Here is a 23,122-nt window from a genome sequence, read left to right as displayed (position 1 = left end):
AACCCGCTCTCATCCGCATTAGAGAAGGAACCGACCGTCACCTCTCCCCACGGTTCAACAAAAGCGCGCGGAAGCGCATAATGTAACAGCGGCTCGCCTTTGGAAAATCAGCTCAGCTGATCTTTCAACACCTGCAAAACCGCCTCGCGCGACACATCCGAGGTGACAAAGCTCTCGCCGATCCCCCGCGCCAGAATAAAGCGCAGCTGGCCATCGATAACTTTCTTGTCCTGCCCCATCAGATCCACCAGCGCCTCGGCCCCCGGCAATTCACCGGGAATGTCGGCCAGGTCACATTTCATCCCCATCGCTTTCAGATGCGCACGCACCCGGCTTGGGTCCTCCTGGGAACACAGCCCCAGGCGCGATGACAGCTCAAAGGCCAAGGCACAACCAATCGCCACGCCTTCGCCATGCAACAAGCGATCTGAATAGCCGGTCGCGGCCTCCAAGGCGTGACAGAAGGTATGGCCAAGGTTCAACAGCGCGCGATCCCCCTGCTCGGTCTCGTCACGCAGCACGATCTCGGCCTTCATCTCGACCGAGCGTTTCACCGCATGGATCCGCGCCTCAGCATCGCCCGCCGCCGCCTTTTCGCCATTCGTCTCCAGCCAATCGAAGAACGATGCATCGCCCAACAACCCGTATTTTGCCACTTCGCCATAGCCAGCGAGATAATCGCGCTTGGTCAGTGTCCCCAGCACATCAATATCTGCCAAAACCAGCGCAGGCTGGTGAAAGGCACCGATCAGGTTTTTACCGGCAACGGAATTGATCCCGGTCTTACCGCCGACAGAACTGTCGACCTGCGCCAACAGGCTGGTGGGGATCTGCACAAAGCGCACACCACGGCGCAGCACCGCTGCTGCAAAGCCGACGAGATCACCAATCACCCCACCGCCAAGCGCAATGACAATATCGCGCCGCTCGACCTTTTGTTCCAGTAGCCATTCCACCGTACGGGTAAAATGCGGCCAGCTTTTGGTCGCCTCTCCCGCTGGCAAAGACATCGAGACATGGTCGATCCCTTCCGCCTCCAGCGCTTTGGTCAGCGTTTCCAGATGCAGCGCCGCGACGTTCTCATCGCTGACGATCGCCACGCGCGGTCGTTTCAGCAATGGCGCGATCTCGGCGCCGGCCCGTTGCAGTAGCCCCTGCCCGATCCGCACCTGATATTCGCGCCCTTCCAGCGGGACTTCAACAATCTCGATCATGATTTTTGTTCCAAAACATCAGGGCGCTGATCCAGCAGCGCGCGTTGCACCTTGCGCCCCATTTCATCCAATGAGGCCCCGCCCCCCGACACCACCGACAGATCCGCAAGGGAATAGATCGGCACCCGTTTTTCATAAATCCCGGCCAGAGTCGCCTTGGGATCGGCGGTGCGCAGCAAAGGGCGCGTATCCTTGTGGCGCACCCGCTCCCACAGCACCTCAAGATCGGCATTGAGCCAGATCGAGACGCCTTTTTCAGTGATCATTTCGCGATTACGCTCCGCCAGAAACGCCCCGCCGCCGGTGGACAGGATACAGGGCGTGCCCTCAAGCAGACGCTCGATCACCTGGGTTTCTTTTTGGCGAAAGAATGGCTCGCCATCGCGCTCAAAGATCTCGGCGATGCTCATATTGGCCGCCTCTTCGATCTCGTGGTCGGAATCGAGGAAGTCGACACCGATCTGCGCCGCCAAAGTCCGGCCCACAGCGGTTTTTCCCGCCCCCATCATGCCCACAAGAACAATGGTCTTGTGCAATGTCACCGGATTGTTGGAAATCTGGGGTTGCTCCTCGGCCATCTCTCGCTCATTCCTTATTTCGTTGCGTGAATGACGTGAACGGGACAAAAAGGCTAGGTATAAACGTTAAAAAACCACGAGGCGGGGTAACAAGACGCATGGGGCGCATCATTAAATGGCTGTTCATCCTGGCCCTGCTGGGCGCAATCGCGCTGGTGGGATATGCCTATATCGGCCCGTTTTTCGGGGCAGATTTCAGCCCGCCGCAACAAGAAATTCATTTACCTGTTGAGCTGGATGCCAAATAGAGCCCTCTTTTTGACCTTGGCGCTCTTGCCGGTTCTGGCCAGCGCACAAACCAACCCGGCGGCGCAAAACGCCCCGGTGGCGCAGAGTGCTTTGCCGCCGAAAATCGAATCAGCGCCGCTGGATGCGCCTGGCCCCGGAGCGGTCGGATTGCTGCCCAGCACGCGCTCGGGCCTGCCTGCCAGCTTGTGGCGCGGCTCGTCCCCCGAAACCCTGTCCAATCTGGTCAAGGCCATTGATCCCCCCGTCCCGGCGCTGCGCGATCTGATGCGCAACCTCATGCTGGCCGAGGCGGATCCACCCGCCGATGGTCAGGCAAGTGTCGATCATCTGGTCCTGCGTCTGGATTGGCTGCTGGAAAACGGCGCGGTTGACGAAGCCTTGGCCATGCTCGACATCGTCGGCGCGGATGAGCCGGATCTGTTCACCCGCTGGGCCAATCTCAACCTGTTGGTGGGCGATCCTGCCCCGGTTTGCCGCCGGCTATTGTCGCGCCCGCGCCTGTCGGCGGATTTCTCGCTGCGCATCTTTTGCACCGCGCGCAGCGGCGATTGGAACCGCGCTGCCTTGATCCTGCGCAGTGCTGAAACGTTGGGTGAATTGGATGGTCGCCGCGCTGAACTGCTCAGCCGCTTCCTTGACCCGGAATTTGCCGAAGGTGGCCCGGCGCTTCTGCCCCCTGTCCGCCCCACCCCGTTGGAATTCCGCCTGTTCGAGGCATTGGGGGAACCTTTGCCCACCGCACCGCTGCCCTTGCAGTTCTCGGTGTTGGACCTACCCGGCGACAATGGTTGGCGCGCCCAGATCGAAGCAGCGGAACGTCTCGCACGGGTCGGCAGCCTGCCGCCTAACCGCTTGCTCGGGCTCTATTCTCTTCGCCAACCCGCTGCCTCCGGCGGTGTCTGGGATCGGGTCAGCGCGTTGCAGGATTTCGAAAATGCGCTGCTGCGTGGACGCTCTGACACGGTGTCGGAAACGCTGCTCCGGGTCTGGCCGCAGATGCGCAGCGCGCGCCTGCTGGACACCTTTGCCGATCTATTTGGCGAGGCGCTGAGCGCGCAAGACCTGTCAGGGCGCGCTCAGGTATTGGCGCAGCGCGCAGCGTTTCTGTCACCGAAATTCGAAGAACTGGCGCAGCAATTGCCCCAGGACAGGCCGGATGTGCGCTTTTTCACCGCCATCGCCCGTGGCCTTGCCCCGGACAGCAACGATCTACCTGACCTGCCCCATGTCCGGGCCGTGGCCGCCGGGTTTGCCGAGGATGCGCAAATGCCGCCTGCTTTGCAGGAGCAAAGCAAGGCCGGACGTCTGGGCGAAGTCATCCTGCGCGCCATTGCACTGTTTTCCAGCGGTGCGCAGGGCAATAGCCAGGATCTGAGCGATGCTTTGGCCAGCCTGCGCGCGCTTGGGTTGGAATCCAGCGCCCGTCAGGCCGCGTTGCAACTGGTCATTCTGGATGCCGAAAGGGCAAGACGATGAGCGCGGATCGCTGGATCAGCGGCTTTCTCGACGCTATGGCCGCCGAGCGCGGGGCCGCGGCCAACACCTTGGCCGCCTATGAACGCGATCTGGTGCATGTAGAAGGCTGGCTGGCCGATCAGGGACAGGATTTTGCCAGCGCCTCGCAACAGGATGTGGAATCTTACCTAGTGGATTGTGATGTTCAGGGCCTGTCACGCGCCACCCGCGCCCGGCGTTTATCCGCCCTGAAACAGCTTTATCGTTTTGCCTTTGAAGAAGGGTTTCGCGAGGATAATCCAGCCGTCCAGGTCAGCGGCCCGGGCCGCGACAAACGCCTGCCCAAGACGCTGAGCACCGAAGTAGTTGACCGCTTGCTGGAGGCGGCCAGCGCCCATGGGCGCGGCAAACAGGAACGCCAGCGCAACACCTGCCTGATGCAGGTTCTTTATGCCACCGGGATGCGGGTGAGCGAGCTGGTGTCTCTGCCGGTCTCCGCCGCACGAGGCGATCCGCGCATGTTGCTGGTGCGTGGCAAGGGCGGCAAGGAACGAATGGTGCCGCTCTCGCCCCCCGCACGTATGGCTTTGGCTGAATGGCTGTCGGTGCGCGATGAGCAACAGGCCCTAGCTGAGGAAAAAGGAAAACCCGCCTCGGCGTTTTTGTTCCCGTCACGCGGCAAGTCCGGCCATCTGACGCGGCATGCCTTTTACATGTTGATCAAGGAATTTGCGGTTGAAGCTGGCGTGTCACCTGAAAAGGTGACGCCGCACACGCTGCGCCACGCCTTTGCCACGCATCTCTTGGCCAATGGGGCCGATCTGCGCGCGATCCAGACCTTGCTGGGACATGCGGATGTCGCAACAACCGAGATCTACACCCATGTGCTTGAGGAACGGTTGAAGGAGCTGGTGCTGGAACATCACCCTTTGGCGCAGGATGCCTCGGACGGATAGAAGACTTTGGAAAAGTCTTAGGGGCGCTGCCCCGTCACAAGCAAGCTTGTGACTCCCCGGGATATTGTTAGCCCAAAGAAGCCAGGGGCGGCGGTCGTCGCAATGTGGGTGGGAGGACATCTTCGGAGGGCCAGTAGCCGGATGTCAGGCCCTGGTGGTAGCCCTGGGTCAGACCAGCGGTCATCATGGAATTGTAGGCCGCGTCGACATCGTAGGTCAAAGAGTGGAAAGATACCTGCCCGTCTTGCAACAGGGCATAGCGCGTCTCTGTTTGGCCGTCATGGGGTGGCATGCCGATCACGCCGGCATTGACCCAGGTAGAAGCACCGATCTGGCGCTGAAACGGAATGCCGCTGTGACCGGCAAAGATCCAATTCGGAGCGGTATGGGCTGGTGATTTGGCGGCAAGGGTTTGCAATTCTTCGAGGAACGCCTGTTCCGGAGACACGGACCACAAGAAGCGGCTGATATTGGTGAAACCGCCATGGGTGATCACCGCGCTTTGCCTCTGATGGGTGAACACCGCCGCATCGGGCAAGGCCCGCATCCAGTCGCGCGCGTCCTCATTGATCAGCGCATTGGCGTGTCGATACCAGCCGACCGAGAGCAAATCGCAGGTTGACCCTTCGTCAAAGCCACAACCGCAATCATCCGCCCCGACCGCCAACTGCCTCTCGCAATTGCCCGCAATCACGGCACAGCCCCAATCGCGGATCTCGTTGATGGTCTCAACCGGATCACCGCAATAGGCCACCACATCGCCGGTGCAGATGCAGTGATCGGCGGGAATGCCATGTCGCGATGCCTCGGCCCGCATCGCCTGGGTCGCCTGCAGGTTGGAATAGGGCCCGCCAAAAATCAGCACCGGCGCATCATCATCAAAAAGATGTTGCATGTGAAAGGCTTCCATTCACGGCTCCCCTTGATTGAACGGGTCTGTCACCCCATAACCACCCTAACCTTAATGGAAAGCAAAACGCATGGAAGCCGAGACCAGTCTGATTGACACCGCCTTTTGGATCACATCCTTGTCAATTCTGGCCCTTTTGACCCTATCGGCCTTTTTCTCGGGCTCGGAAACCGCTCTGACCGCGGCGTCGCGAGGCAAGTTGAAGGCTGCGCAGGACAAAGGCTCGACCGGGGCTTCGGTGGCGCTGGACATCACCGAGGATAGCGAGCGTCTGATTGGCTCGGTTTTGCTGGGCAACAATCTGGTCAACATTCTGGCCACCTCGCTGGCGACGGCATTGTTCACGCGGCTCTTTGGCGAAAGCGGCGTGGCGCTGGCGACTTTGGTGATGACACTCTTGGTGCTGATCTTTGCCGAGGTGCTGCCCAAGACCTATGCCATCACCAATCCCGAAACTGCCGCTGCGCGCGTCGCGGGCCCTATTTCGCTGGTGGTCAAACTCTTTGCCCCGGTAGTGGCGGCGGTGCGCCTATTGGTGCGTGGCGTTTTGCGCGTCTTTGGCGTTCAGATTGACCCGGACAGCCATATCCTTGCCGTGCGCGAGGAGATCGCCGGGGCGCTGCAGCTGGGCCATTCCGAAGGCGTGGTCGAAAAGGAAGACCGCGACCGGATCCTGGGCGCGCTGGATCTGGCCGAACGCACGGTTGAGGAAATCATGCTGCACCGCTCGGGGATTGAGATGATCAATGCCGATGACGCGCCCCAAGCCATTCTGGAACAATGTCTGCAATCCAGCCATACCCGCCTGCCCGTCTTTCGCGATGATCCCGAAAACATCATTGGTGTGATCCATGCCAAGGATCTGCTGCGCGCCATGTATGCGCTGATCGACGAGGCCGAGACCACCGCCGGGGCGCTGCATGGGTTCAAAGTGACCGATGTGGCCATGACCCCCTATTTTGTGCCCGACACCACATCTTTGGACGATCAGATGCGGCAATTCCTGCGCCGTCGCACCCATTTTGCGCTGGTGGTGGATGAGTATGGCTCGCTCGAGGGACTGATCACGCTCGAGGACATTCTGGAGGAGATTGTTGGCGAGATCACCGATGAATTCGATCCGGACGAGACACAGGCAACCCGCCGCGCCGAGGATGGCGATTACTTGATCGAAGGGGCGATGACCATTCGCGACTTTAACCGCGCCACGGATTGGACACTGCCCGATGATGAGGCCAATACGGTTGCCGGTCTGGTCATTCACGAGGCGCAGATGATCCCGGTCGTGGGTCAGGTTTTCTCGTTCCACAATTTCCGTTTCCAGGTGCTGGAGCGAGAAAACAATCGCATCACCCTGCTCAAGGTGCGCCCACTGATTTCCCGCCCCACAAGCGAAAGCTGACGCGCGCGCCTCCTGCATTAGGTCTTGAACAAATCTGCCCATACGTCTGGTTACAGGTTCGGGCTGGGTGTCCTTTCCGCTCGGAAAACTGCTCCGAACCGGCAATTCGCACGCTGTTCACGACACAACATGTCGCGACTGGCACGTTAAAGCGCCAATTCGCTCCTAAACTGGTCACGATAAAGATCATGTGTTCAGGCCAATACGGGGGGCATTTCATGAAAACCACGAGCAGAGTAGTTGTCATTGGCGGCGGCGTTGTCGGGGCGTCGGTGCTCTATCACCTGACCAAATTGGGCTGGTCTGACGTCATGCTGGTTGAACGCTCGGAGTTGACCAGCGGGTCGACCTGGCACGCGGCGGGTGGGTTTCACACCCTGAATGGCGACACCAATATGGCGGCGCTGCAGGGCTATACGATCAACCTTTATAAAGAGCTCGAAGAGATCACCGGCATGTCTTGCGGCTTGCACCATGTTGGCGGGCTGACCCTGGCGGATAACCAGGACCGTTTTGACATGCTGTTGGCCGAACGCGCCAAGCACCGCTATATGGGGCTGGAAACCGAGGTCTTTGGTCCCGAGCAGATCAAGGAATTTGCCCCGATCATCAACACCGATGGCATTATCGGCGCGCTTTACGACCCCTTGGATGGGCATCTTGACCCCTCGGGCACCACCCATGCCTATGCCAAAGCCGCGCGCATGGGCGGAGCGGAAATTGTCACGCATACCAAGGTGATAGAAACCAACCAACGCCCCGATGGCACCTGGGATGTGGTCACCGACAAGGGCACGATCCATACCGAACATGTGGTCAATGCCGGTGGGCTATGGGCGCGCGAGGTCGGAGCCATGGCCGGGGTCTATCTGCCGCTGCACCCGATGGAGCATCAATATATCGTCACCGACGAGATCGCCGAGATCTATGAGCGCGGCACCGAACATCCGCATGTGATGGACCCGTCCGGCGAAAGCTATCTGCGTCAAGAAGGGCGCGGGCTGTGCATTGGATTCTATGAACAACCTTGTCGGCCTTGGGCGGTTGACGGCACGCCTTGGGATTTTGGTCACGAATTGCTGCCCGACGATTTTGACAAGATCGAAGACAGCATTGCCTTTGCCTACAAACGCTTCCCTGTTTTGGAAACCGCCGGGGTGAAATCGGTCATCCACGGGCCGTTTACCTTTGCCCCCGATGGCAACCCGCTGGTCGGCCCGATCCCGGGCCTGCACGGTTATTGGAGCGCCTGTGGCGTCATGGCCGGGTTCAGCCAGGGCGGCGGTGTTGGGCTGATGCTGGCGCAATGGATGGTCGACGGAGAATGCGAACGCGACACTTCGGCGATGGATGTGGCGCGCTACGGGCGCTGGATCACGCCGGGCTATACGCTGCCCAAGGTGATTGAGAATTATCAGACCCGTTTCAGCGTGTCCTACCCCAACGAAGAACTGCCCGCCGCGCGCCCACTGCGCACCACGCCGATGTATGACGTCTTTGACAACATTGGCGCGGTCTGGGGGCAGCAATACGGGCTTGAGGTGGTCAACTATTTCGCTGAGGGCGATGAGCCACGCTATGAAACGCCGTCTTTCCGCCGCTCAAACGCCTTTGACGCCACCGCGCGCGAAGTCGCAGCCGTGCGCAACGCTGTCGGCATCAACGAGGTGCAGAATTTTGGCAAATATGACGTGCAAGGCCCCGGTGCCCGCGCCTGGCTTGATCGCCTGATGGCCGGTCGCATCCCTGCCCCGGGTCGGTTGTCTTTGACGCCAATGCTGTCGCCCCAAGGTCGGATCATCGGTGATTTCACCGTCAGTTGCCTCAGCGAAACCCATTTCCAGATCACCGGATCGTATGGCGCGCAGGCCTATCACATGCGCTGGTTCATGCGCCATGAACCCGACGGCGAGGTCACTCTCGACAATGTCTCGGACCGGCGCACCGGGTTCCAGATCGCCGGACCACGGGCGCACGACCTCTTGCAGGCCGTGACGCGCGAAGACGTCTCGGACATGCGGTTCATGGATGTGCGCCAACTGACGATTGGCCTTTCCACCGCCATCGTTCAGCGCGTCAGCTATACCGGTGACCTTGGATATGAAATCTATGTCGACGCGATGGAGCAACGCGCACTTTGGCAAGTGCTGTGGGAGGCCGGGCAAGAATTCGGCATCCGCCCCTTTGGCATGCGCGCCATGATGAGCCTGCGTCTGGACAAATTCTTTGGCTCCTGGGGGCGTGAATTCAGCCCCGACTACACCCCGGCCGAAACCGGATTGGATCGTTTTATTTCTTGGAAGAAAGAAACCGATTTCATCGGTCGCGCTGCCGCCGAAGCCGAACGCAGCGCGCCGCCTGAACGGGTATCGGTCGCCTTTGAAATCGAGGCCGAGGATGCGGATGTAAACGCCTATGAACCGGTCTGGATTGATGGAAAGGTACAGGGGTTCTGCACTTCCGGCGGGTATTCGCACCATCTGGGCAAGTCCGTTGCCCTGGCTTTGGTACCCCGAGCGCTGGTCTCATCAGACATGAAGGCCGAGGTGGAAGTGCTTGGAAACATGTGTAAAGCGACGCTTTTGCCCGAACCTCTCTTTGATCAAGACGGGGCGAGGATGCGTGGTTAACACAACCCAAAGGAGAGGCGTCAAAAGATTTCTCTGAGGGATTGTGCCATCTTGCTGTATGGTCCCGCCATGCTTGATATCGCCATTGTGATTCCCGCCGCCGGAGCCAGCCGACGGATGCGGGGCCAGGACAAATTGTTGCAAGAGATTGACGGCGTCGCTTTGCTGCGCCGTCAGGTTGAAATGGCCTTGGCCACCGGTGCGCATGTTTGCGTCACCCTGCCCGACTATGATCACCCCCGCGCCGAGGCCTTGCAGGGCCTGCCCGTGCAGATGGTCGCGGTGCCGGACGCGGCGCTTGGCATGTCTGCCTCACTGCGTCGCGGGGTGGGCATGTTGCCGCGCAATCTCAAGGCGGTGATGATCCTGCCTGCGGATATGCCGGACCTGACCACCGAGGACCTGTTGACGGTCTATCAGGGGTTCCTGAACGAGCCGCACCCAACCCTGCAACAGGCCACAACCGAAGACGGCACACCCGGCCATCCCGTGCTGTTTCCCGCAGATTGCTTTACCGCGCTCATGGCGCTTGAGGGCGATCAGGGCGCGCGGCAGGTGGTCAAGGATAACAGCTATCGCCTGCGCCGTGTCGCCCTGCCCGGTGATAACGCGCTCACAGATCTCGACACGCCCGAAGCCTGGGCCGATTGGCGCGCCGAACAGGTGGCTTTGGTCTAAATCCGAGTATCGGGCTGTCAGCTATCCGGGCTCCAATCAGGTTGTGTGTGAAAACACATCACGCCTTCGCCCAATTGATCCCATTCGGGCCTGTCACGCTCAAAGATCACCACGTCGACCGCTAGATCCTGCGCGTCATCCATACTGCCAAGGGTCAAAGTCATGTGATCCTCGGACAGGGTGTTGCAGCCATAGATCTGACAGGCGCAAATCGGGCATGAGGCTTTGGTTACTTCAGACCCGCGCGCCGACATGTATTTGTATTCATGCACCTGCCCCGACAAATTCACATCAGATTTTGCAAACATCGCGCCGATACTGTGACCTGTCCCGCTGATCTTGCGACATTCTTCGCAATGGCATTGCGCCACAACCACAGGCCGGCCCCGCGCCTCATAGCGCACTGCCCCACATAAACACTGCCCCTGAAAAACCTTTTCCATAAACTACCTCGATAGTCACGCTAAACGCCCCAAGCCTTCAACAACTCCGTTGGCGTCTGGCCAAATTCCGCGCGAAAACACTTGGCGAAATGGCCAGCCGATTGAAACCCGCAGGCCAATGCGACCTCAATGACCGGCATATTGGTCTGGGTCAAAAGGAAATAGGCCCGGCGCAGGCGCAAATGCATGTAATAGCGTTTCGGACTTTGCCCGAGATATTTGTTGAACAATCGTTCCAATTGCCGCGTCGACACGCCGATTTCCTGGGCGATTTGCGGCGGGGTGATGGGGTGTTCCAGATTGCCCTCCATCATCTCCAAGGCGGTCAGGACCGCAGGGTTCTTGACCCGGCTGCGCGCCGAGGCCTCGGCCGACGCCACCTGCTGCACCTGTTGCATGGTGACATAGTTCATCGATTCAGAAACACGCGTGGCAAACGCCTCGCCATGGTAATCCGCAACAAAACGTAGAAACAGATCGATGGCCGACACGCCGCCTGAGCTGGAACAACGATTGCCCTCAGCCACAAATGGCTTGGTGCTCAGCTCGATCTCGGGAAACCGCTCGCGAAAGGTGTCACGGAACTGCCAATGCAGCGTTGGCGCATCCCCACCCGCCATCCCGGCGCTTGCCAAAACAAAGGCCCCCGTCGCTAATGCTGACAGGCGCACCCCTTGCCGAACATGGCGCGCGAGCCAGGCGTTGAGCTTGGCATTGCTCAGCGCCGCGATTGTTGTGCCGCCCACAACAACCACCTCAGTTGGGGCTTTGATCGCCTCCAATGGCGCACAGGGGAATTCACAGCTGCCCAAAGTTGACACCGGCGTGTCCCCAGGCGCGTGAAACGACCAGGTGAACAAGCTTCGCTCAGCCGTGTAATTGGCGTTTTGCAACACCTCCAAGGCTGAGACCAACGACAGCAATTGATAGCGTTCCATCAGGATGAAATGGAAATGTTGCGCTGTCTGTTGCTCCACGCGAGGCATCCTTTTGCTTGAGGTTGTCCAATAGAAACCGAACCACATTCCCCAAGCCAAAGCAATGACTTGCCCGCAAAACCGCAACGGAATATCACGCGCGCCCAAGGCTTCTTTGGGCCCCAAGTATCCCGGGGTGAATTGGCCGCAGGCCAAGAGGGTCGTCATTGTTGCGCCATTGGTCCGAGCGACAATGACGACGCCCCTCCCCCGCCCGCCGCAGGCGCAAACCCCGCCGAACCAAAAACGCAGAAGGGGCAGCCCCAAGGGCCGCCCCGTCCCGGCCCACCACCTTGGCAGGGGCCGTGCTGCATATTCAGCGATTACTTGGCCAACTTACTTGGTGAGCAGAGCCGCCTCATGCTTCTTCAGCGAACGACGCGCCGAGCCATAAGCTTTCAGACCTTCCGCATGCTCCAACTCGGGGAACAGTTCAAAGATCTCCTGACGCTGGGCGTTGCCGATACCTTTGAGGCTGTAGTCACCCGGCTGGAAGCTTTCGGTCCAGGCCCCGTTCGACAGGATCACCTCATGGTTCTCGAACATGATGTGGATATAGCTCACGCCGAGGCTTTCGACCTCATCCACACCGTCCAGACCGGTCAGGTGCTTGGCGGCAACCAGAACTTCGCGCTCTTCAAAGTACAGAGCGGTCTTGTCATTGGCGACCAGCACGCGGTGGTTTGGCGAGACCAGCAGGTCATGCTCTGGCAGGTTGTTGCCCAGCGCGCCCTTCTGGATCAGGATCGGCTTGAAGTGAGGCTTGCGCGCCAGATCATGCCCGGTCAGGTCCTTGCGGCCCAGCCACTTGATTTCCTGAATGCCGTTGTCACGGGTAATGACACGGTCACCTTCCTGAAGGTCTTCGACCAGACGCTCACCCGATGGGGTCGCAATCAGCGTGCCCGGCGTAAAGCAGACGATCTCTTCGATCTCGAAGAATTCCATGGTGCCGGTGACATTGCCTGCCCCGTCGAGGAATTCGATCGTGCCGTCGAGACCGTTACCATTGCTGTCCGGTGTCGCGCCATCAGCGATACGCCAGTCAACATCGCGCTCGCCAACGCCACCCAGATCCAGAATGTCATGGTCGTCCCCTTCTGCACCACCGTCTACAGTGTCACCGATACCCGCAGGTGCGCTATCGACCTGGATCATGTCACGATCGGCACCACCACGGATGCTATCGTCACCGTCACCACCGTTCAGCGTGTCATTGCCATCGCCGCCCAGCAAGGTGTCGTCATCGCCGCCACCCATGAGCAAGTCTTCGTCAATGCCACCGTCCAGCAGATCTTCACCAGAGCCACCGATCAGCGTGTCATCGTCGTCGCCACCCAGCAGGGTGTCGTCGCCCAGCGCGCCATCAATGGAGTCACGGTCGTTTTCACTGTTCGGATCGGTCTCATCGTCAATCTCAAGCGAGGCCGGAGCAGACCCGTCGATGAAGTCATTGCCCTGACCGCCATCCAGCGTATCGGACCCGTGACCACCTAGGATCGAGTCATCACCCTGACCACCCATGACGAGGTCATCATCGATACCGGCGTCAATGGTGTCATTGTCGCCGCCACCGTCGATGGTGTCGTCATCGTCACCAGTCACAATCGAGTCATTGCCCAGGTTGCCCTGAATGCTGTCACGACCATCATCCGGGTTCGGATCGCGGTCAAAGCCGAGACCTGCCAGAGGCGTGCCAGGACCAAAGGCCGGATCGTCATTCGGATAATCCGAGAAGGTGTCGATGCCCGCCAGGATGGTGTCGTCGCCCGACCCGCCCAGGATGGTATCCGCGCCTTGCAGATCGAACACATAGTCGTCACCGCCGCCCAGGTTGACAAGGTCATCGTCAATACCAGGCAAGATGCTGTCATCGCCACCACCGGCATTGATGGTATCCGCATCATCTCCGGTTGCGATGGTGTCAGCGCCCGAAGTGCCGTCGATGGAGTCCAGATCATCCATTGGATCCGGGTCTTCGTCGAAGCCGTTCAACGGATCAAGCGGCTGCAGGCCCGGAGCAACTGGGAAGACGTCTGTGTCAATACGGCCTTCTTCGGGCTCGACGGTCACAACGATCTCACCGGTATCGGTGCCACCATTGCCGTCATCCACGGTGTAAGGGATCGTGTCCTCACCAACAAAGCCATCATCCGGCGTATAGGTCACAGTGCCATCCGGGTTCAGAGTGGCGGTGCCGTTGGTCGGATCACCCACACTGGTCACGGTCAGCGGATCGCCATCCGGGTCTTCGTCGTTGGCTGCAGGATCGTCAATAACAACCGGCGTGCCCTCGGGCGTGGTCGCGGTGTCATCAACAGCCGTTGGAGCCTCGTTCTCGTCTTCTGGTGTCACAGTCACAACGATCTCACCGGTATCGGTGCCACCGTTCCCGTCATCCACAGTGTATGGGATGGTGTCATCACCGGTAAAGCCATCATCCGGTGTATAGCTCACAGTGCCATCCGGGTTCAGAGTGGCGGTGCCGTTGGTTGGCGTGCCCACTTCGGTCACGGTCAGCGGATCGCCATCTGGATCGGTATCGTTGGCCGACGGATCATCGATGGTGACAGGCGTACCCTCGGGTGTGGTGGCTGTGTCATCCACCGCATCAGGTGCTTCGTTCTCGTCACCCTCTGGGGTCACGGTCACAACGATCTCACCGGTATCGGTGCCGCCATTCCCGTCATCCACAGTGTATGGGATGGTGTCATCACCGGTAAAGCCGTCAACCGGAGTATAGGTCACAGTGCCATCCGGGTTCAAAGTGGCGGTACCATTGGTTGGCGTACCCACACCAGTGACAGTCAGCGGATCGCCATCTGGATCGCTGTCGTTGGCAGCAGGATCGTCGATGGTAACCGGTGTACCTTCTTCGGTGACAGCCGTGTCATCAACCGCCACAGGAGGATCGTTCTCATCCCCATCCGGAGTCACAGTCACGGTCACAGTGGCCGTATCAGTGGCCCCATCAGGATCAGTGACTGTGTAATCAAAGGTCTCGGTCCCGGTGAAGCCAGGATCAGGCGTGTAGATAATAGTGCCGTCCACCGGATCAATGGTTGCTGTGCCATTGGTCGGATCATCAACCGAGGTGATGGTCAGCGCTGTGTCATCGCCATCCGGGTCTGTGTCATTGCCGCGCACATAGATACGTACGCCAGTGTCTTCGGTTGTGGTCGCGCTGTCATCATCCGCAACGGGTGGCAGGTTACCACCGTCATCGGCAACCGTCACAGTCACAGTTGCAGTGTCTGTGCCGCCATTGCCATCGCTGATGGTGTAATCAAACGTGTCGGTGCCAACAAAACCGCTATCCGGCGTGTAATCTACAGTGCCATCCGCATTTACAACAACCGAGCCATTGGCCGGATCTGTGGTGCCGGTCACGGTCAGAGGGTCGGATTCTGGGTCAACGTCATTGCCCAGCACGTCAATGGTGACTGGCGTATCAACCGTGGTTGTATCCGCATCATCAGCAGCCAGCGGATCGGTGTTGCCACCGGTCTCGGTAACATCAATGGTCACGGTCGCGGTATCGGTGCCACCATTGCCATCGGTGATGGTGTATTCAAACGTGTCGGTTCCGGTGAACCCAGCATCCGGCGTATAGGTAAAGGTCCCGTCGCCATTATCGACAACCGTGCCATTGGCCGGATCGGTATTGCCGGTCACGCTCAGCGGATCGCTTTCTGGATCGGTGTCATTGGCCAGCGCGTCAATGGTCACGGCCGTATCCATAATGGTACTGTCGCTGTCATCCACCGCATCCGGGTCGCTGTTTTCGTCTGTCACATCAACGGTCGAGAATTCAACGTCAGAGATCAGAACCGCCTGCTCGCTTTCGCCACCGTTTTCATAAACGATCTCGATACGCGATACTGGGCCCGCGATATTCACAAGAACCGAACCTGTGGGATCGGTGAATTCGGATGGGGTGTTGCCATCAACGGTGCTTCCGCTGACCGAGGCGCTGCCCGCAGGTGTCATTGTAACCGGAACCGGGTTTCCGTCGGCATCATAGGCGTTGATGGTCACGACATCTTCGAAATCAACGCCTGCTGCACCCAGGTCGCCGCCCGTGCCTGCATCAACGTCATTCAGACGGAAGCTGACATCCTGAACATTGTCAGTGTAAAGCTCAGTGTTTAGTGCGCGGAAGTCCAGAACCGTGGTCGAGGTCGCGGATGGGGTTGCACCGCCATCGCCACCGTCACCAAACAGCTTCAGATGCGACATCGGGTCGAATGTTTCATCCCCGGCGACGTAACCTTCACCATTGAAGGTGAACGCCTCGGCCCCTGCATCTTGACCATCAAAAGAGATATCAACGGCAACGCCGCCAGTATCCACGGTTGTTGTAACATCTCCTGGCGCGGTGTCTGCCAGCGCGGTGCCGTAAACGCCAAGGGCACCCCAATCCAATACCAAGTCAGCCATAGTCAGACCTTTCCATACTCCAGACGGGGGCTTGCCCCTTCCGCAAAAGCGGGAGGCAATGCCACCGGCACTGCCCGTTTCAATTACGCTCGTCGCGCCTGTCTGTATGCGAAGTGTTTCGCGCTGCCTCTGCCCACGTTTTTTTACGCGGACGAAGAACGCCTAATGCGGCACGGACGCAATGCGCCCTACGCTTCACTTCGCACCCAATTTGATGCGCAACAGTTCAGCGGCCGCCCCCGTGGCCTATGTCTTCACCCCCCAGTTGGGCTTGACCTATTGATACTGCGAACGGCCGCCTCTCAAAAGGAAAAAATGGCGCAAACGGGGCAATGGCTGCGACGTGCCTGTGGAAAAAACCCCTGAAAACGCCCGATTTTTCCGAAGGTTGTAGAAAAATTGTTTCCACTCGCCTTGCAAAAGCCGCAATGAAATCTGGCAAAATCGCCAATTTTAAGCGTTTTCGAGGCGAATTCGGTCGAACCTGGTTTTGCAATGTCTCGAGATTGGCAACAATCAGCCGATACCGCTCAATGGCTTATGGTCGCTCAAGCTGTTTTGCAATTGCGGCAAACTTTGTTCCAGATCCTGAACCAATAACCTCTGTGGCACAATATTGGCCATAATCGCCCTTTTTGAAGCTGCACAAAATGCGAATCATTCTTTATAAATCTAAAGAGAATTGCGGTTTGATTCGTGCCCGGGCCAGCCATACAGGCCCGCTCTTGGTCTCAGCTCCCCCACCGATTGCGCAAAGACTACACCAAGCGGCAACACGCCCCTCAAAAGGGCAAACTTTCTGTCTCGAACCGGCCCACGCTGTATCTTTCCGCACAAATCTTCGTATGGTTGTTTCAATTCAAGTCGACAAGACACCGCCCTCAACAGGGGCACATTGATCAACGGGGGACCTATTCAAAGATCTGTCACACCTTTCCCACGCGCCGCTGCCATCGGCGTGTCGTGAAAGCAGGCCAACTGACATTTTCGACCTGTCCATATTGGGACCGTCAATAATGGCCGGTGGCCGCCAGGTGACAATTCAAAACAACTCAACGAGAAAAGTTTGGAAAGAAAGGCGTAAAGTATGAAGCAGATTGTCGATGTTGGCATGTGTGAAGGCAACGATACCGATTTCTACCTGAAAAAAGGCTTCAAGGTATTGTCGATCGAAGCCCTCCCATCCAATGCGGATCAGGCACGTAAACGTTTCAAGAAAGAGCTGAAATCAGGCCAGCTTGAAATCATGCAGGCAGCGGCCACCGAAACAGCGGGCGAGGATGTGACCCTATGGGTGAACCCGCATAATCCCGGTGGCAACATGGTTCTGCCCCAGGAGGTCGCAGAAAAGCGTGGTGAAAGCATCACCGTCAAATCAACCAACTGGCAGGACATCGTCTCAAAGGTTGGCGAGGTTTATTACTGCAAGATCGACATTGAACGGCAAGAAATTCCCTTCTTGCGCAGTTTCACAGTGGAAACGCGACCCAAATACATTTCAGCGGAATGCTATTTCTTTGAGATCGTCGAGTATCTGCATCATCAACTGGGCTACACCAAGTTCAAGTTCGTCAACCAGACCATCCTGTTCAACTTCAAGGCCCCGAACCCCGCTTTGGAAGGCAACTATGTTGAGAACCATGTCTTCCAACATGCGTCAGGCTTCTTTGGCAAAGAGGTGCCGGGACCAAAATGGTGTGATTTTGACGAGATCCGCGAGGTTTGGGAAACGATCAATCACATCAAGACCTATGAAACGGTGATGTGGCCGGGCAATTTCTTTGACATCCACGCCACGACCTAAAGCGTCGCGCGCTCAGGTCCAAACATGCGGCCCATAAAACACAAAGAAACCCGCCTCAGATGAGGCGGGTTTCTTTGTTTCCAACCGGATAGGTTGGTACCCAAGGCCGGACTCGAACCGGCACGCCCGTGAAGGCGGGAGATTTTGAATCTCCTGCGTCTACCATTCCGCCACTTGGGCAGCGTCCTAGTCGTTTAGCGCCCTCGGCGAAGGAGGTAAAGAGGCAAAGCGCATGTTTAATCGCATGACTTGACGCTTGTTTTCGCACGTGGTCTTTGACCCGCGAAACACCCGCCTACCAAGGGAAGAACCGCCAATGTTGCGCAGCCTTTATGACTGGACCATGGCCCAGGCCGAACACAAATATGCGCTGTGGATCCTGGCCGCTGTCGCCTTTGTCGAAAGCTCGGTCTTTCCGATTCCACCGGATGTGTTGCTGATCCCCATGGTGATCGCCGCGCCGCATCGCGCCTGGCTGATTGCCGGTGTTGCCACCTTGGCCAGTGTGCTGGGCGGGTTGCTGGGCTATGGGATCGGGTTCTTTTTCTATGAAAGCATCGGCGCACCGATCCTGGAAAGCCTCGGCAAGGCGGAGTCGATGGCCGAGTTCAACGAAAAGTTCAACAATGTCGGGTTCTGGGCCGTGCTCACCGCTGGTATCACCCCCTTCCCTTATAAGGTCATCACGATCATGTCCGGCTGGACGGCCATGCCGATGGGCACCTTTATCGTGACCTCGATCATTGCGCGCGCGCTGCGCTTCTTTATCGTGGCGGCCTTGCTGCGGCGCTTTGGATCACCCATTCGTGATTTCATCGAACGGCGTTTGGGCCTTGTCTTTATCCTCTTTGTCGCGATTTTGCTCGGCGGCTTCCTATTGGTGAGATACATATGACACGCACTTTGATCCTTTTGGGCACACTTGGCTGCACAGGCCTGATCCTTGGCGCTTATGGGTTCCAATATATCGGTGACATGCCGCCCTGCGCCATGTGCTGGTGGCAGCGCTATGGCCATTTCGCCGGCATCGGGTTTGGTGTTTTGGGGCTGATCCTCTTACCCCGCCTGATGGCGGGTCTCGCCGGTCTTGGCGCGTTGGCCTCGGGGATCATCGCGATTTATCATTCTGGAGTTGAGCGCAAAATCTGGGAAGGTCCGGACACCTGCACGTCAAACCCGGTTGGCGGATTGACCCCTGAACAATTGCTCGAACAGATCATGGCTGCCCCTTTGGTGCGCTGCGACGAAATCCCGTGGGAGCTCTTTGGCCTCTCCATGGCGAATTACAATATCGCCGCTTCTTTTGTGATCGCCGCGCTGTTCTTTGCCGCCGCGCTGCGCAAAGCCTGACATCCCCAACAAATCACGGGTGACAGTTGCCTGTCTCTCTGGCATCAACACCCGTGACCCAATCAACCAATCCGGAGCCCGCCATGAGCAATCAGCTTGCAATCATCCTTGGCGTGGCAATCCTGGCGGCCATCGGGCTGGACTATTTTCTGGCCGGGGGTGAAACGCTTTTGTTTCTGGGGCGCAAGTTCTTTGTCCTTTTGGACTGGGTTGCCTTCTGGCGCTGACCCGGCCTGTCACTTATTAACTGTTGCCCGACCGCAGGCCTGTCGCTAGCCTTTGCATACGGCGGGGCCGAATGAATTACTGGCATCGCCGGATTTTTAGAATCTTGGGGATTAGCCATGACACTGCCAAAACTATCCAACACAGTTTGCGCCGGTTTGACCGGCACCGCTTTGCTCCTGACCTCTGCCTGCGGGATCAGCCTGTCCAGCGGCGTGCCCTATTGCGATCAAAACCCCGGCATCTGCGCCGCGATCGGGTTCTTGATTGTCGGAGGTATCATTGCCGCCCAAGGCGGAGGATCTGGCAGCTCAGACTCCGGCTATGGCGACACGGCGGTTGTCTCGGACACACGGCTCAAGACAGATGTAACCTATCTGGAGACACTGGATAACGGGCTACGCCTCTATGCATTTCGCTATCATGGCCAAAAGGACGGCTTTGTTGGGGTGATTGCTGACGACTTGCTGCAAGATCCACGTTTTGCCCATGCGGTCCATCGCGGCGAAGACGGCTATCTGCGGGTGGATTACACACGTCTTGGGGTGAAACTCTCAAACATGCAGGCGATGATCAGCGCGGGTAACACCGTCTTGGGCCTGCCGTCCTAAGCGATTCAAGCCGTCTCACAAAGCCGCGAATTCGCGGCCAGCTTCCCCTTGACTTTTTGTCGGGCCTTTGGTTGTTAGCGGTAACAGAGCTATCCAGCAATGACCGGCCAACATCTGGCCCACAAGGGGGACCTCCTCATGACCGTTAAAGTCGCCATCAATGGCTTTGGCCGCATTGGCCGCAATATCCTGCGCGCCATCATCGAAAGTGGCCGCACCGATATCGACGTAATCGCCATCAATGATCTGGGCCCGGTCGAAACCAATGCCCACCTGCTGCAATTTGACAGCGTGCATGGCCGTTTCCCGGTAGAGGTGACCACCACCGAGGACTCCATCGATGTGGGCCGAGGCCCGATCCGTGTCACCGCGATCCGCAACCCGGCTGACCTGCCCTGGTCTGACGTGGATGTTGTTCTGGAATGCACCGGCATCTTTACTTCGAAAGAAGCCTGCCAAGCGCATCTGGACAATGGCTCCAAACGGGTTCTGATCTCGGCCCCGGGCAAGGATGCGGACAAGACCATCGTCTTTGGTGTCAATGACGATGCGCTGACAGCGGATGATCTGATTGTCTCCAACGCCTCCTGCACCACCAACTGCCTATCGCCAGTGGCTAAAGTGTTGAACGACACTATCGGCATCACCAAAGGCTTTATGACCACGATCCACAGCTATACTGGCGACCAGCCAACGCTGGACACCATGCACAAGGATCTTTACCGCGCCCGCGCCGCCGCGATGAGCATGATCCCGACCTCGACCGGGGCTGCCAAAGCGGTTGGCCTGGTTCTGCCCGAGTTGAATGGCAAGCTGGACGGGGTTGCCGTGCGCGTACCGACACCGAATGTTTCAGTTGTGGATCTGACCTTTGAAGCATCCCGCGACACCACTGTGGACGAGATCAACGCAGCCATTCGCGCTGCGGCTGATGGGCCGCTCAAAGGTATCCTTGGATATACCGACAAAAAGCTGGTCAGCATGGATTTCAACCACGACCCGCATTCGTCGATCTTTGCCACCGATCAGACCAAAGTTATGGATGGCAGCATGGTGCGCATCCTGACCTGGTATGACAATGAATGGGGCTTCTCCAACCGTATGGCGGATACAGCCGTTGCCATGGGCAAGCTGATTTAACCTGCCCTTCCAGACGCCTGTCAAATTGACAGGCCTGTCAGATTTACAAAACGGGCCGTCCCCAAAGGGGCGGCCTTATTTGGTTTTGACCGCCGTCGCTGCCGCCTTATAGGCCAGGGCCGCGCGGGTGGCCGACGGCCCTGCCCGATCCGCATCGCTGGACTGCACCGGCGAAACCGGGCCCATCCACATATGCACCGCCTCAGGCGGAGGCAGAGCAGGTTCTACTGTCGTCGTTCTGGTCTTGGCCGTTGCGGGTTGTGTCGCACCCGGCCTTTGCAGCCGCGTCAAAGGGCGGCGCTGGGTCATCAAGACATCCATAGTTCACTCCAACAATCAGAGCGTCGCACCCCCCGGGCACGCAATATGGCATGTCCAGTAGATTAAACAAAAATGGTTTCCAATTCCCTACTGGGTCCGTATCGGCCCAAAGCGCTGAAAAATATAACCTTTCAGGAGAGTTGCAACCAACCCTCCGTTGGCATTTCCATCCCAAACCCGTTCAAATCGTCACATTGCCTAAGCGAGTGAAACAGCTTTCACCTAAGGCCATGTAACAGTGACGAGGCCGCAAATGACATTCCAACAAACCGCAACACTCTTCGCCCTGCTCTGCGCCACTCTGTTTGGCTGCCTTTTGCTTTATCCCAATCTGATCTACCTGATCTTTGCGCTCGATCCCCATCCGCTTGGCGATTTTCTGGCCAGACGGGCGGCGATGCTCTTCGCAGGCATTGCAGTGATCAGCTATTTCGCACGCACTGCCACCCCATCACCAACGCGCACCGCCATTTGCCTTGGCATTGCTACGGCGATGTTTGGTCTTGCTGCGACAGGTCTGTTCGAATTTTTGCGCGGCTATGTGGGTCTGGGAATTTGGCTGGCGATTCTGACAGAAATCACGTTCGGCATCCTGTTTTTGCGGCACCGATAAGGAGCCGCAAAGGATGCAATCCGCGTTCAGCCGTGACGTTCCTGCAAAGCCGCCAGCACCCGTGGCGGTACAAATTTGGACACGTCACCGCCCAGGCGCGAAATCTCTTTCACCAGTTTCGAGGCAATTGCCTGATGCCGCGCCTCGGCCATGAGAAAGACGGTTTCGACACTGTCATCCAGCGCCCGGTTCATGCCAACCATTTGATATTCATATTCAAAATCTGCGACAGCCCGCAAGCCGCGCACGATGATCGATGCCCCGACATCTTTGGCGCAATCGATCAGCAGGTTTTCAAACGGATGCACCACAATCTCGGTCCCGGTCTGTTCGGACAGGGTCGCGCATTCCGCCTCGATCATCGCGACGCGTTCCTCGAGCGAGAACATCGGCCCCTTGTCGCGATTGATGGCGACACCGATCACCAAGCGATCCACCAGCGAAGCACCACGGCGGATGATGTCGATATGTCCATAAGTGATGGGATCAAAAGTACCGGGATAAAGGCCGATGCGCATGGCGCGTCCCCCAATTGTCTAAGTGCGTCTTGCGCGCACGCAACAATATTGCGCGCCAGATTGCAAGCACGAAATCTCTGATCTTACCGCGCCGCAGCACTTCTATTGCGGCGGCGCAGCATGTCAGAGAGGTCAGTGACCCATAATCATCCCTTCTAGTGCGTCTTTTTCCATCGCAAGTTGCGACAGCCGCGCCTTGACCACGTCACCCAGTGTGATCAGACCAACCAATTCGCCATCCTCGACCACCGGCATGTGGCGGAACCGCCCCTCGGTCATCTTGGCCAGAACGGTTTCGGACATTTCTGCGCGAGTGCAGGTGACCAGATCCCGGGTCATATAATCATCGACGCTGGCCGACAGGCATGCCGCCCCTTTGGCGGCCAGTTCGCGGACGATGTCACGCTCGGACAGGATCCCATCGGCGGTCTTGCCCGTTTCAGAGATCACCACCGTCCCGATCCGCTTCTCCGCCAAAAGCTGCGCCGCCTCAGAGACCGGCGTGCCGGGTTTTACGGTATAAACGCTGGCATTGCCTTTGCTTTTGAGAATTTGCTGAACCTGCATACTGGGTCTCCTCCTTGCGTATCGTGCTATGTTCCAGCGTT

Annotated in this window: 22 protein-coding genes and 1 tRNA gene; 13 read left to right on the top strand and 10 right to left on the bottom strand. The window is 58.2% G+C overall.

Going from position 1 to position 23,122, the window contains the following annotated elements; translation table 11 throughout:
- Window positions 1–107: 107 nt before the first annotated feature.
- Window positions 108–1,214, bottom strand: coding sequence for a 3-dehydroquinate synthase (gene aroB, locus CLV87_RS10745; RefSeq protein ID WP_099245180.1), 1,107 nt, complete (start codon window positions 1,212–1,214; stop codon window positions 108–110).
- A complete protein-coding gene (locus CLV87_RS10740) occupies window positions 1,211–1,792 on the bottom strand; it encodes a shikimate kinase (protein WP_099245178.1) in 582 nt (193 codons plus the stop codon). Before CLV87_RS10740 ends, aroB begins: the two co-directional genes overlap by 4 nt.
- A gap of 98 nt (window positions 1,793–1,890) precedes the next feature.
- Between CLV87_RS10740 and CLV87_RS23855 the strand changes: the two genes are divergently transcribed.
- Genes CLV87_RS23855 through CLV87_RS10730 form a run of 3 tightly spaced genes read left to right on the top strand, consistent with a single transcriptional unit; the run spans window position 1,891 to window position 4,452 of the window.
- Complete coding sequence (locus CLV87_RS23855; RefSeq protein WP_166652732.1) at window positions 1,891–2,040, top strand: hypothetical protein; 150 nt, start codon at window positions 1,891–1,893, stop codon at window positions 2,038–2,040.
- A gap of 10 nt (window positions 2,041–2,050) precedes the next feature.
- Window positions 2,051–3,517, top strand: a complete 1,467-nt coding sequence (locus CLV87_RS10735; protein ID WP_099245176.1) for a hypothetical protein — start codon at window positions 2,051–2,053, stop codon at window positions 3,515–3,517.
- Entirely contained in the window at window positions 3,514–4,452 is a 939-nt protein-coding gene (locus tag CLV87_RS10730; RefSeq protein ID WP_099245174.1) for a site-specific tyrosine recombinase XerD, read from the top strand. The genes CLV87_RS10735 and CLV87_RS10730 overlap by 4 nt, the downstream gene beginning before the upstream one ends.
- A 67-nt stretch (window positions 4,453–4,519) precedes the next feature.
- Here CLV87_RS10730 and CLV87_RS10725 read toward each other — a convergent pair whose 3' ends face one another.
- Complete coding sequence (locus CLV87_RS10725) at window positions 4,520–5,347, bottom strand: metallophosphoesterase family protein (RefSeq protein ID WP_099247664.1); 828 nt, start codon at window positions 5,345–5,347, stop codon at window positions 4,520–4,522.
- An 85-nt stretch (window positions 5,348–5,432) separates the two neighbouring features.
- Between CLV87_RS10725 and CLV87_RS10720 the strand changes: the two genes are divergently transcribed.
- From CLV87_RS10720 to CLV87_RS10710, 3 genes are all read left to right on the top strand, one after another.
- A complete protein-coding gene (locus CLV87_RS10720; protein ID WP_099245172.1) occupies window positions 5,433–6,764 on the top strand; it encodes an HlyC/CorC family transporter in 1,332 nt (443 codons plus the stop codon).
- Between the two features lie 218 nt (window positions 6,765–6,982).
- Window positions 6,983–9,394 (top strand): GcvT family protein, encoded by a 2,412-nt coding sequence (locus CLV87_RS10715; protein ID WP_099245170.1) that lies wholly within the window; start codon window positions 6,983–6,985, stop codon window positions 9,392–9,394.
- A 69-nt stretch (window positions 9,395–9,463) separates the two neighbouring features.
- On the top strand, window positions 9,464–10,072 hold the full coding sequence (locus CLV87_RS10710; protein WP_099245168.1) for a nucleotidyltransferase family protein: 609 nt from the start codon (window positions 9,464–9,466) through the stop codon (window positions 10,070–10,072).
- Between the two features lie 17 nt (window positions 10,073–10,089).
- Here CLV87_RS10710 and CLV87_RS10705 read toward each other — a convergent pair whose 3' ends face one another.
- The 3 genes from CLV87_RS10705 to CLV87_RS10695 all read right to left on the bottom strand — a co-directional run bounded on the left by CLV87_RS10705 (window position 10,090) and on the right by CLV87_RS10695 (window position 15,932).
- A complete protein-coding gene (locus CLV87_RS10705) occupies window positions 10,090–10,515 on the bottom strand; it encodes a GFA family protein (RefSeq protein WP_099245166.1) in 426 nt (141 codons plus the stop codon).
- 20 nt (window positions 10,516–10,535) lie between these two features.
- Entirely contained in the window at window positions 10,536–11,492 is a 957-nt protein-coding gene (locus CLV87_RS10700; RefSeq protein ID WP_166652730.1) for a GlxA family transcriptional regulator, read from the bottom strand.
- A 336-nt stretch (window positions 11,493–11,828) separates the two neighbouring features.
- Window positions 11,829–15,932: an Ig-like domain-containing protein gene (locus CLV87_RS10695; RefSeq protein WP_099245162.1), complete on the bottom strand. Its 4,104-nt coding sequence runs from the start codon at window positions 15,930–15,932 to the stop codon at window positions 11,829–11,831.
- 1,087 nt (window positions 15,933–17,019) lie between these two features.
- Here CLV87_RS10695 and CLV87_RS10690 point away from each other — a divergent pair.
- Complete coding sequence (locus tag CLV87_RS10690) at window positions 17,020–17,736, top strand: FkbM family methyltransferase (protein WP_099245160.1); 717 nt, start codon at window positions 17,020–17,022, stop codon at window positions 17,734–17,736.
- A gap of 94 nt (window positions 17,737–17,830) precedes the next feature.
- Here the strand turns inward: CLV87_RS10690 and CLV87_RS10685 are convergent.
- Window positions 17,831–17,916: transfer RNA gene (locus tag CLV87_RS10685), tRNA-Leu, on the bottom strand.
- A 136-nt stretch (window positions 17,917–18,052) separates the two neighbouring features.
- On the opposite strand from CLV87_RS10685, the gene CLV87_RS10680 reads away from it, so the two are divergent.
- The 5 genes from CLV87_RS10680 to gap all read left to right on the top strand — a co-directional run bounded on the left by CLV87_RS10680 (window position 18,053) and on the right by gap (window position 21,062).
- Window positions 18,053–18,631 carry a YqaA family protein gene (locus tag CLV87_RS10680; RefSeq protein ID WP_099247662.1) on the top strand — a complete coding sequence of 193 codons (579 nt, stop codon included), beginning with the start codon at window positions 18,053–18,055 and terminating at the stop codon, window positions 18,629–18,631.
- On the top strand, window positions 18,628–19,086 hold the full coding sequence (locus CLV87_RS10675) for a disulfide bond formation protein B (protein WP_099245158.1): 459 nt from the start codon (window positions 18,628–18,630) through the stop codon (window positions 19,084–19,086). The genes CLV87_RS10680 and CLV87_RS10675 overlap by 4 nt, the downstream gene beginning before the upstream one ends.
- Before the next feature lie 83 nt (window positions 19,087–19,169).
- A complete protein-coding gene (locus tag CLV87_RS23850; RefSeq protein WP_166652729.1) occupies window positions 19,170–19,313 on the top strand; it encodes a hypothetical protein in 144 nt (47 codons plus the stop codon).
- A 117-nt stretch (window positions 19,314–19,430) separates the two neighbouring features.
- Complete coding sequence (locus tag CLV87_RS10670) at window positions 19,431–19,922, top strand: tail fiber domain-containing protein (protein WP_099245156.1); 492 nt, start codon at window positions 19,431–19,433, stop codon at window positions 19,920–19,922.
- A 138-nt stretch (window positions 19,923–20,060) separates the two neighbouring features.
- On the top strand, window positions 20,061–21,062 hold the full coding sequence (gene gap, locus CLV87_RS10665) for a type I glyceraldehyde-3-phosphate dehydrogenase (protein WP_099247660.1): 1,002 nt from the start codon (window positions 20,061–20,063) through the stop codon (window positions 21,060–21,062).
- A gap of 75 nt (window positions 21,063–21,137) precedes the next feature.
- Here the strand turns inward: gap and CLV87_RS10660 are convergent, their stop codons facing one another.
- Window positions 21,138–21,371 (bottom strand): hypothetical protein, encoded by a 234-nt coding sequence (locus CLV87_RS10660; RefSeq protein WP_133840752.1) that lies wholly within the window; start codon window positions 21,369–21,371, stop codon window positions 21,138–21,140.
- 265 nt (window positions 21,372–21,636) lie between these two features.
- Here CLV87_RS10660 and CLV87_RS10655 point away from each other — a divergent pair, with 265 nt between their 5' ends.
- Window positions 21,637–21,996, top strand: coding sequence for a hypothetical protein (locus CLV87_RS10655; RefSeq protein WP_099245152.1), 360 nt, complete (start codon window positions 21,637–21,639; stop codon window positions 21,994–21,996).
- A gap of 26 nt (window positions 21,997–22,022) precedes the next feature.
- On the opposite strand, the gene coaD is transcribed toward CLV87_RS10655, so the two are convergent.
- Both coaD and CLV87_RS10645 read right to left on the bottom strand, forming a co-directional pair.
- Window positions 22,023–22,514 carry a pantetheine-phosphate adenylyltransferase gene (coaD, locus tag CLV87_RS10650; protein ID WP_099245150.1) on the bottom strand — a complete coding sequence of 164 codons (492 nt, stop codon included), beginning with the start codon at window positions 22,512–22,514 and terminating at the stop codon, window positions 22,023–22,025.
- A gap of 132 nt (window positions 22,515–22,646) precedes the next feature.
- Window positions 22,647–23,081 (bottom strand): CBS domain-containing protein, encoded by a 435-nt coding sequence (locus CLV87_RS10645; protein WP_099245148.1) that lies wholly within the window; start codon window positions 23,079–23,081, stop codon window positions 22,647–22,649.
- Between the last annotated feature and the right edge of the window lie 41 nt (window positions 23,082–23,122).

Origin of the sequence: Pelagimonas phthalicica (assembly GCF_004364805.1) — a bacterium.
Lineage (GTDB): Bacteria > Pseudomonadota > Alphaproteobacteria > Rhodobacterales > Rhodobacteraceae > Pelagimonas > Pelagimonas phthalicica.
Note: the sequence above shows the minus strand (reverse complement) of the source record. Positions and strands in the feature narration are given on the sequence as shown.

Bases quoted from the DNA above. Each gene is read 5' to 3' on its own strand.
- CLV87_RS23850 (WP_166652729.1), top strand. From the start codon at position 19,170: ATGAGCAATCAGCTTGCAATCATCCTTGGCGTGGCAATCCTGGCGGCC.
- CLV87_RS10655 (WP_099245152.1), top strand. From the start codon at position 21,637: ATGACATTCCAACAAACCGCAACACTCTTCGCCCTGCTCTGCGCCACT.
- CLV87_RS10670 (WP_099245156.1), top strand. From the start codon at position 19,431: ATGACACTGCCAAAACTATCCAACACAGTTTGCGCCGGTTTGACCGGC.
- CLV87_RS10710 (WP_099245168.1), top strand. From the start codon at position 9,464: ATGCTTGATATCGCCATTGTGATTCCCGCCGCCGGAGCCAGCCGACGG.
- CLV87_RS10675 (WP_099245158.1), top strand. From the start codon at position 18,628: ATGACACGCACTTTGATCCTTTTGGGCACACTTGGCTGCACAGGCCTG.
- gap (WP_099247660.1), top strand. From the start codon at position 20,061: ATGACCGTTAAAGTCGCCATCAATGGCTTTGGCCGCATTGGCCGCAAT.
- CLV87_RS10740 (WP_099245178.1), bottom strand. From the start codon at position 1,792: ATGGCCGAGGAGCAACCCCAGATTTCCAACAATCCGGTGACATTGCAC.
- aroB (WP_099245180.1), bottom strand. From the start codon at position 1,214: ATGATCGAGATTGTTGAAGTCCCGCTGGAAGGGCGCGAATATCAGGTG.
- CLV87_RS10690 (WP_099245160.1), top strand. From the start codon at position 17,020: ATGAAGCAGATTGTCGATGTTGGCATGTGTGAAGGCAACGATACCGAT.
- CLV87_RS10730 (WP_099245174.1), top strand. From the start codon at position 3,514: ATGAGCGCGGATCGCTGGATCAGCGGCTTTCTCGACGCTATGGCCGCC.
- CLV87_RS10720 (WP_099245172.1), top strand. From the start codon at position 5,433: ATGGAAGCCGAGACCAGTCTGATTGACACCGCCTTTTGGATCACATCC.
- CLV87_RS23855 (WP_166652732.1), top strand. From the start codon at position 1,891: ATGGGGCGCATCATTAAATGGCTGTTCATCCTGGCCCTGCTGGGCGCA.
- CLV87_RS10680 (WP_099247662.1), top strand. From the start codon at position 18,053: ATGTTGCGCAGCCTTTATGACTGGACCATGGCCCAGGCCGAACACAAA.
- coaD (WP_099245150.1), bottom strand. From the start codon at position 22,514: ATGCGCATCGGCCTTTATCCCGGTACTTTTGATCCCATCACTTATGGA.
- CLV87_RS10660 (WP_133840752.1), bottom strand. From the start codon at position 21,371: ATGACCCAGCGCCGCCCTTTGACGCGGCTGCAAAGGCCGGGTGCGACA.
- CLV87_RS10715 (WP_099245170.1), top strand. From the start codon at position 6,983: ATGAAAACCACGAGCAGAGTAGTTGTCATTGGCGGCGGCGTTGTCGGG.
- CLV87_RS10705 (WP_099245166.1), bottom strand. From the start codon at position 10,515: ATGGAAAAGGTTTTTCAGGGGCAGTGTTTATGTGGGGCAGTGCGCTAT.
- CLV87_RS10725 (WP_099247664.1), bottom strand. From the start codon at position 5,347: ATGCAACATCTTTTTGATGATGATGCGCCGGTGCTGATTTTTGGCGGG.
- CLV87_RS10645 (WP_099245148.1), bottom strand. From the start codon at position 23,081: ATGCAGGTTCAGCAAATTCTCAAAAGCAAAGGCAATGCCAGCGTTTAT.
- CLV87_RS10695 (WP_099245162.1), bottom strand. From the start codon at position 15,932: ATGGCTGACTTGGTATTGGATTGGGGTGCCCTTGGCGTTTACGGCACC.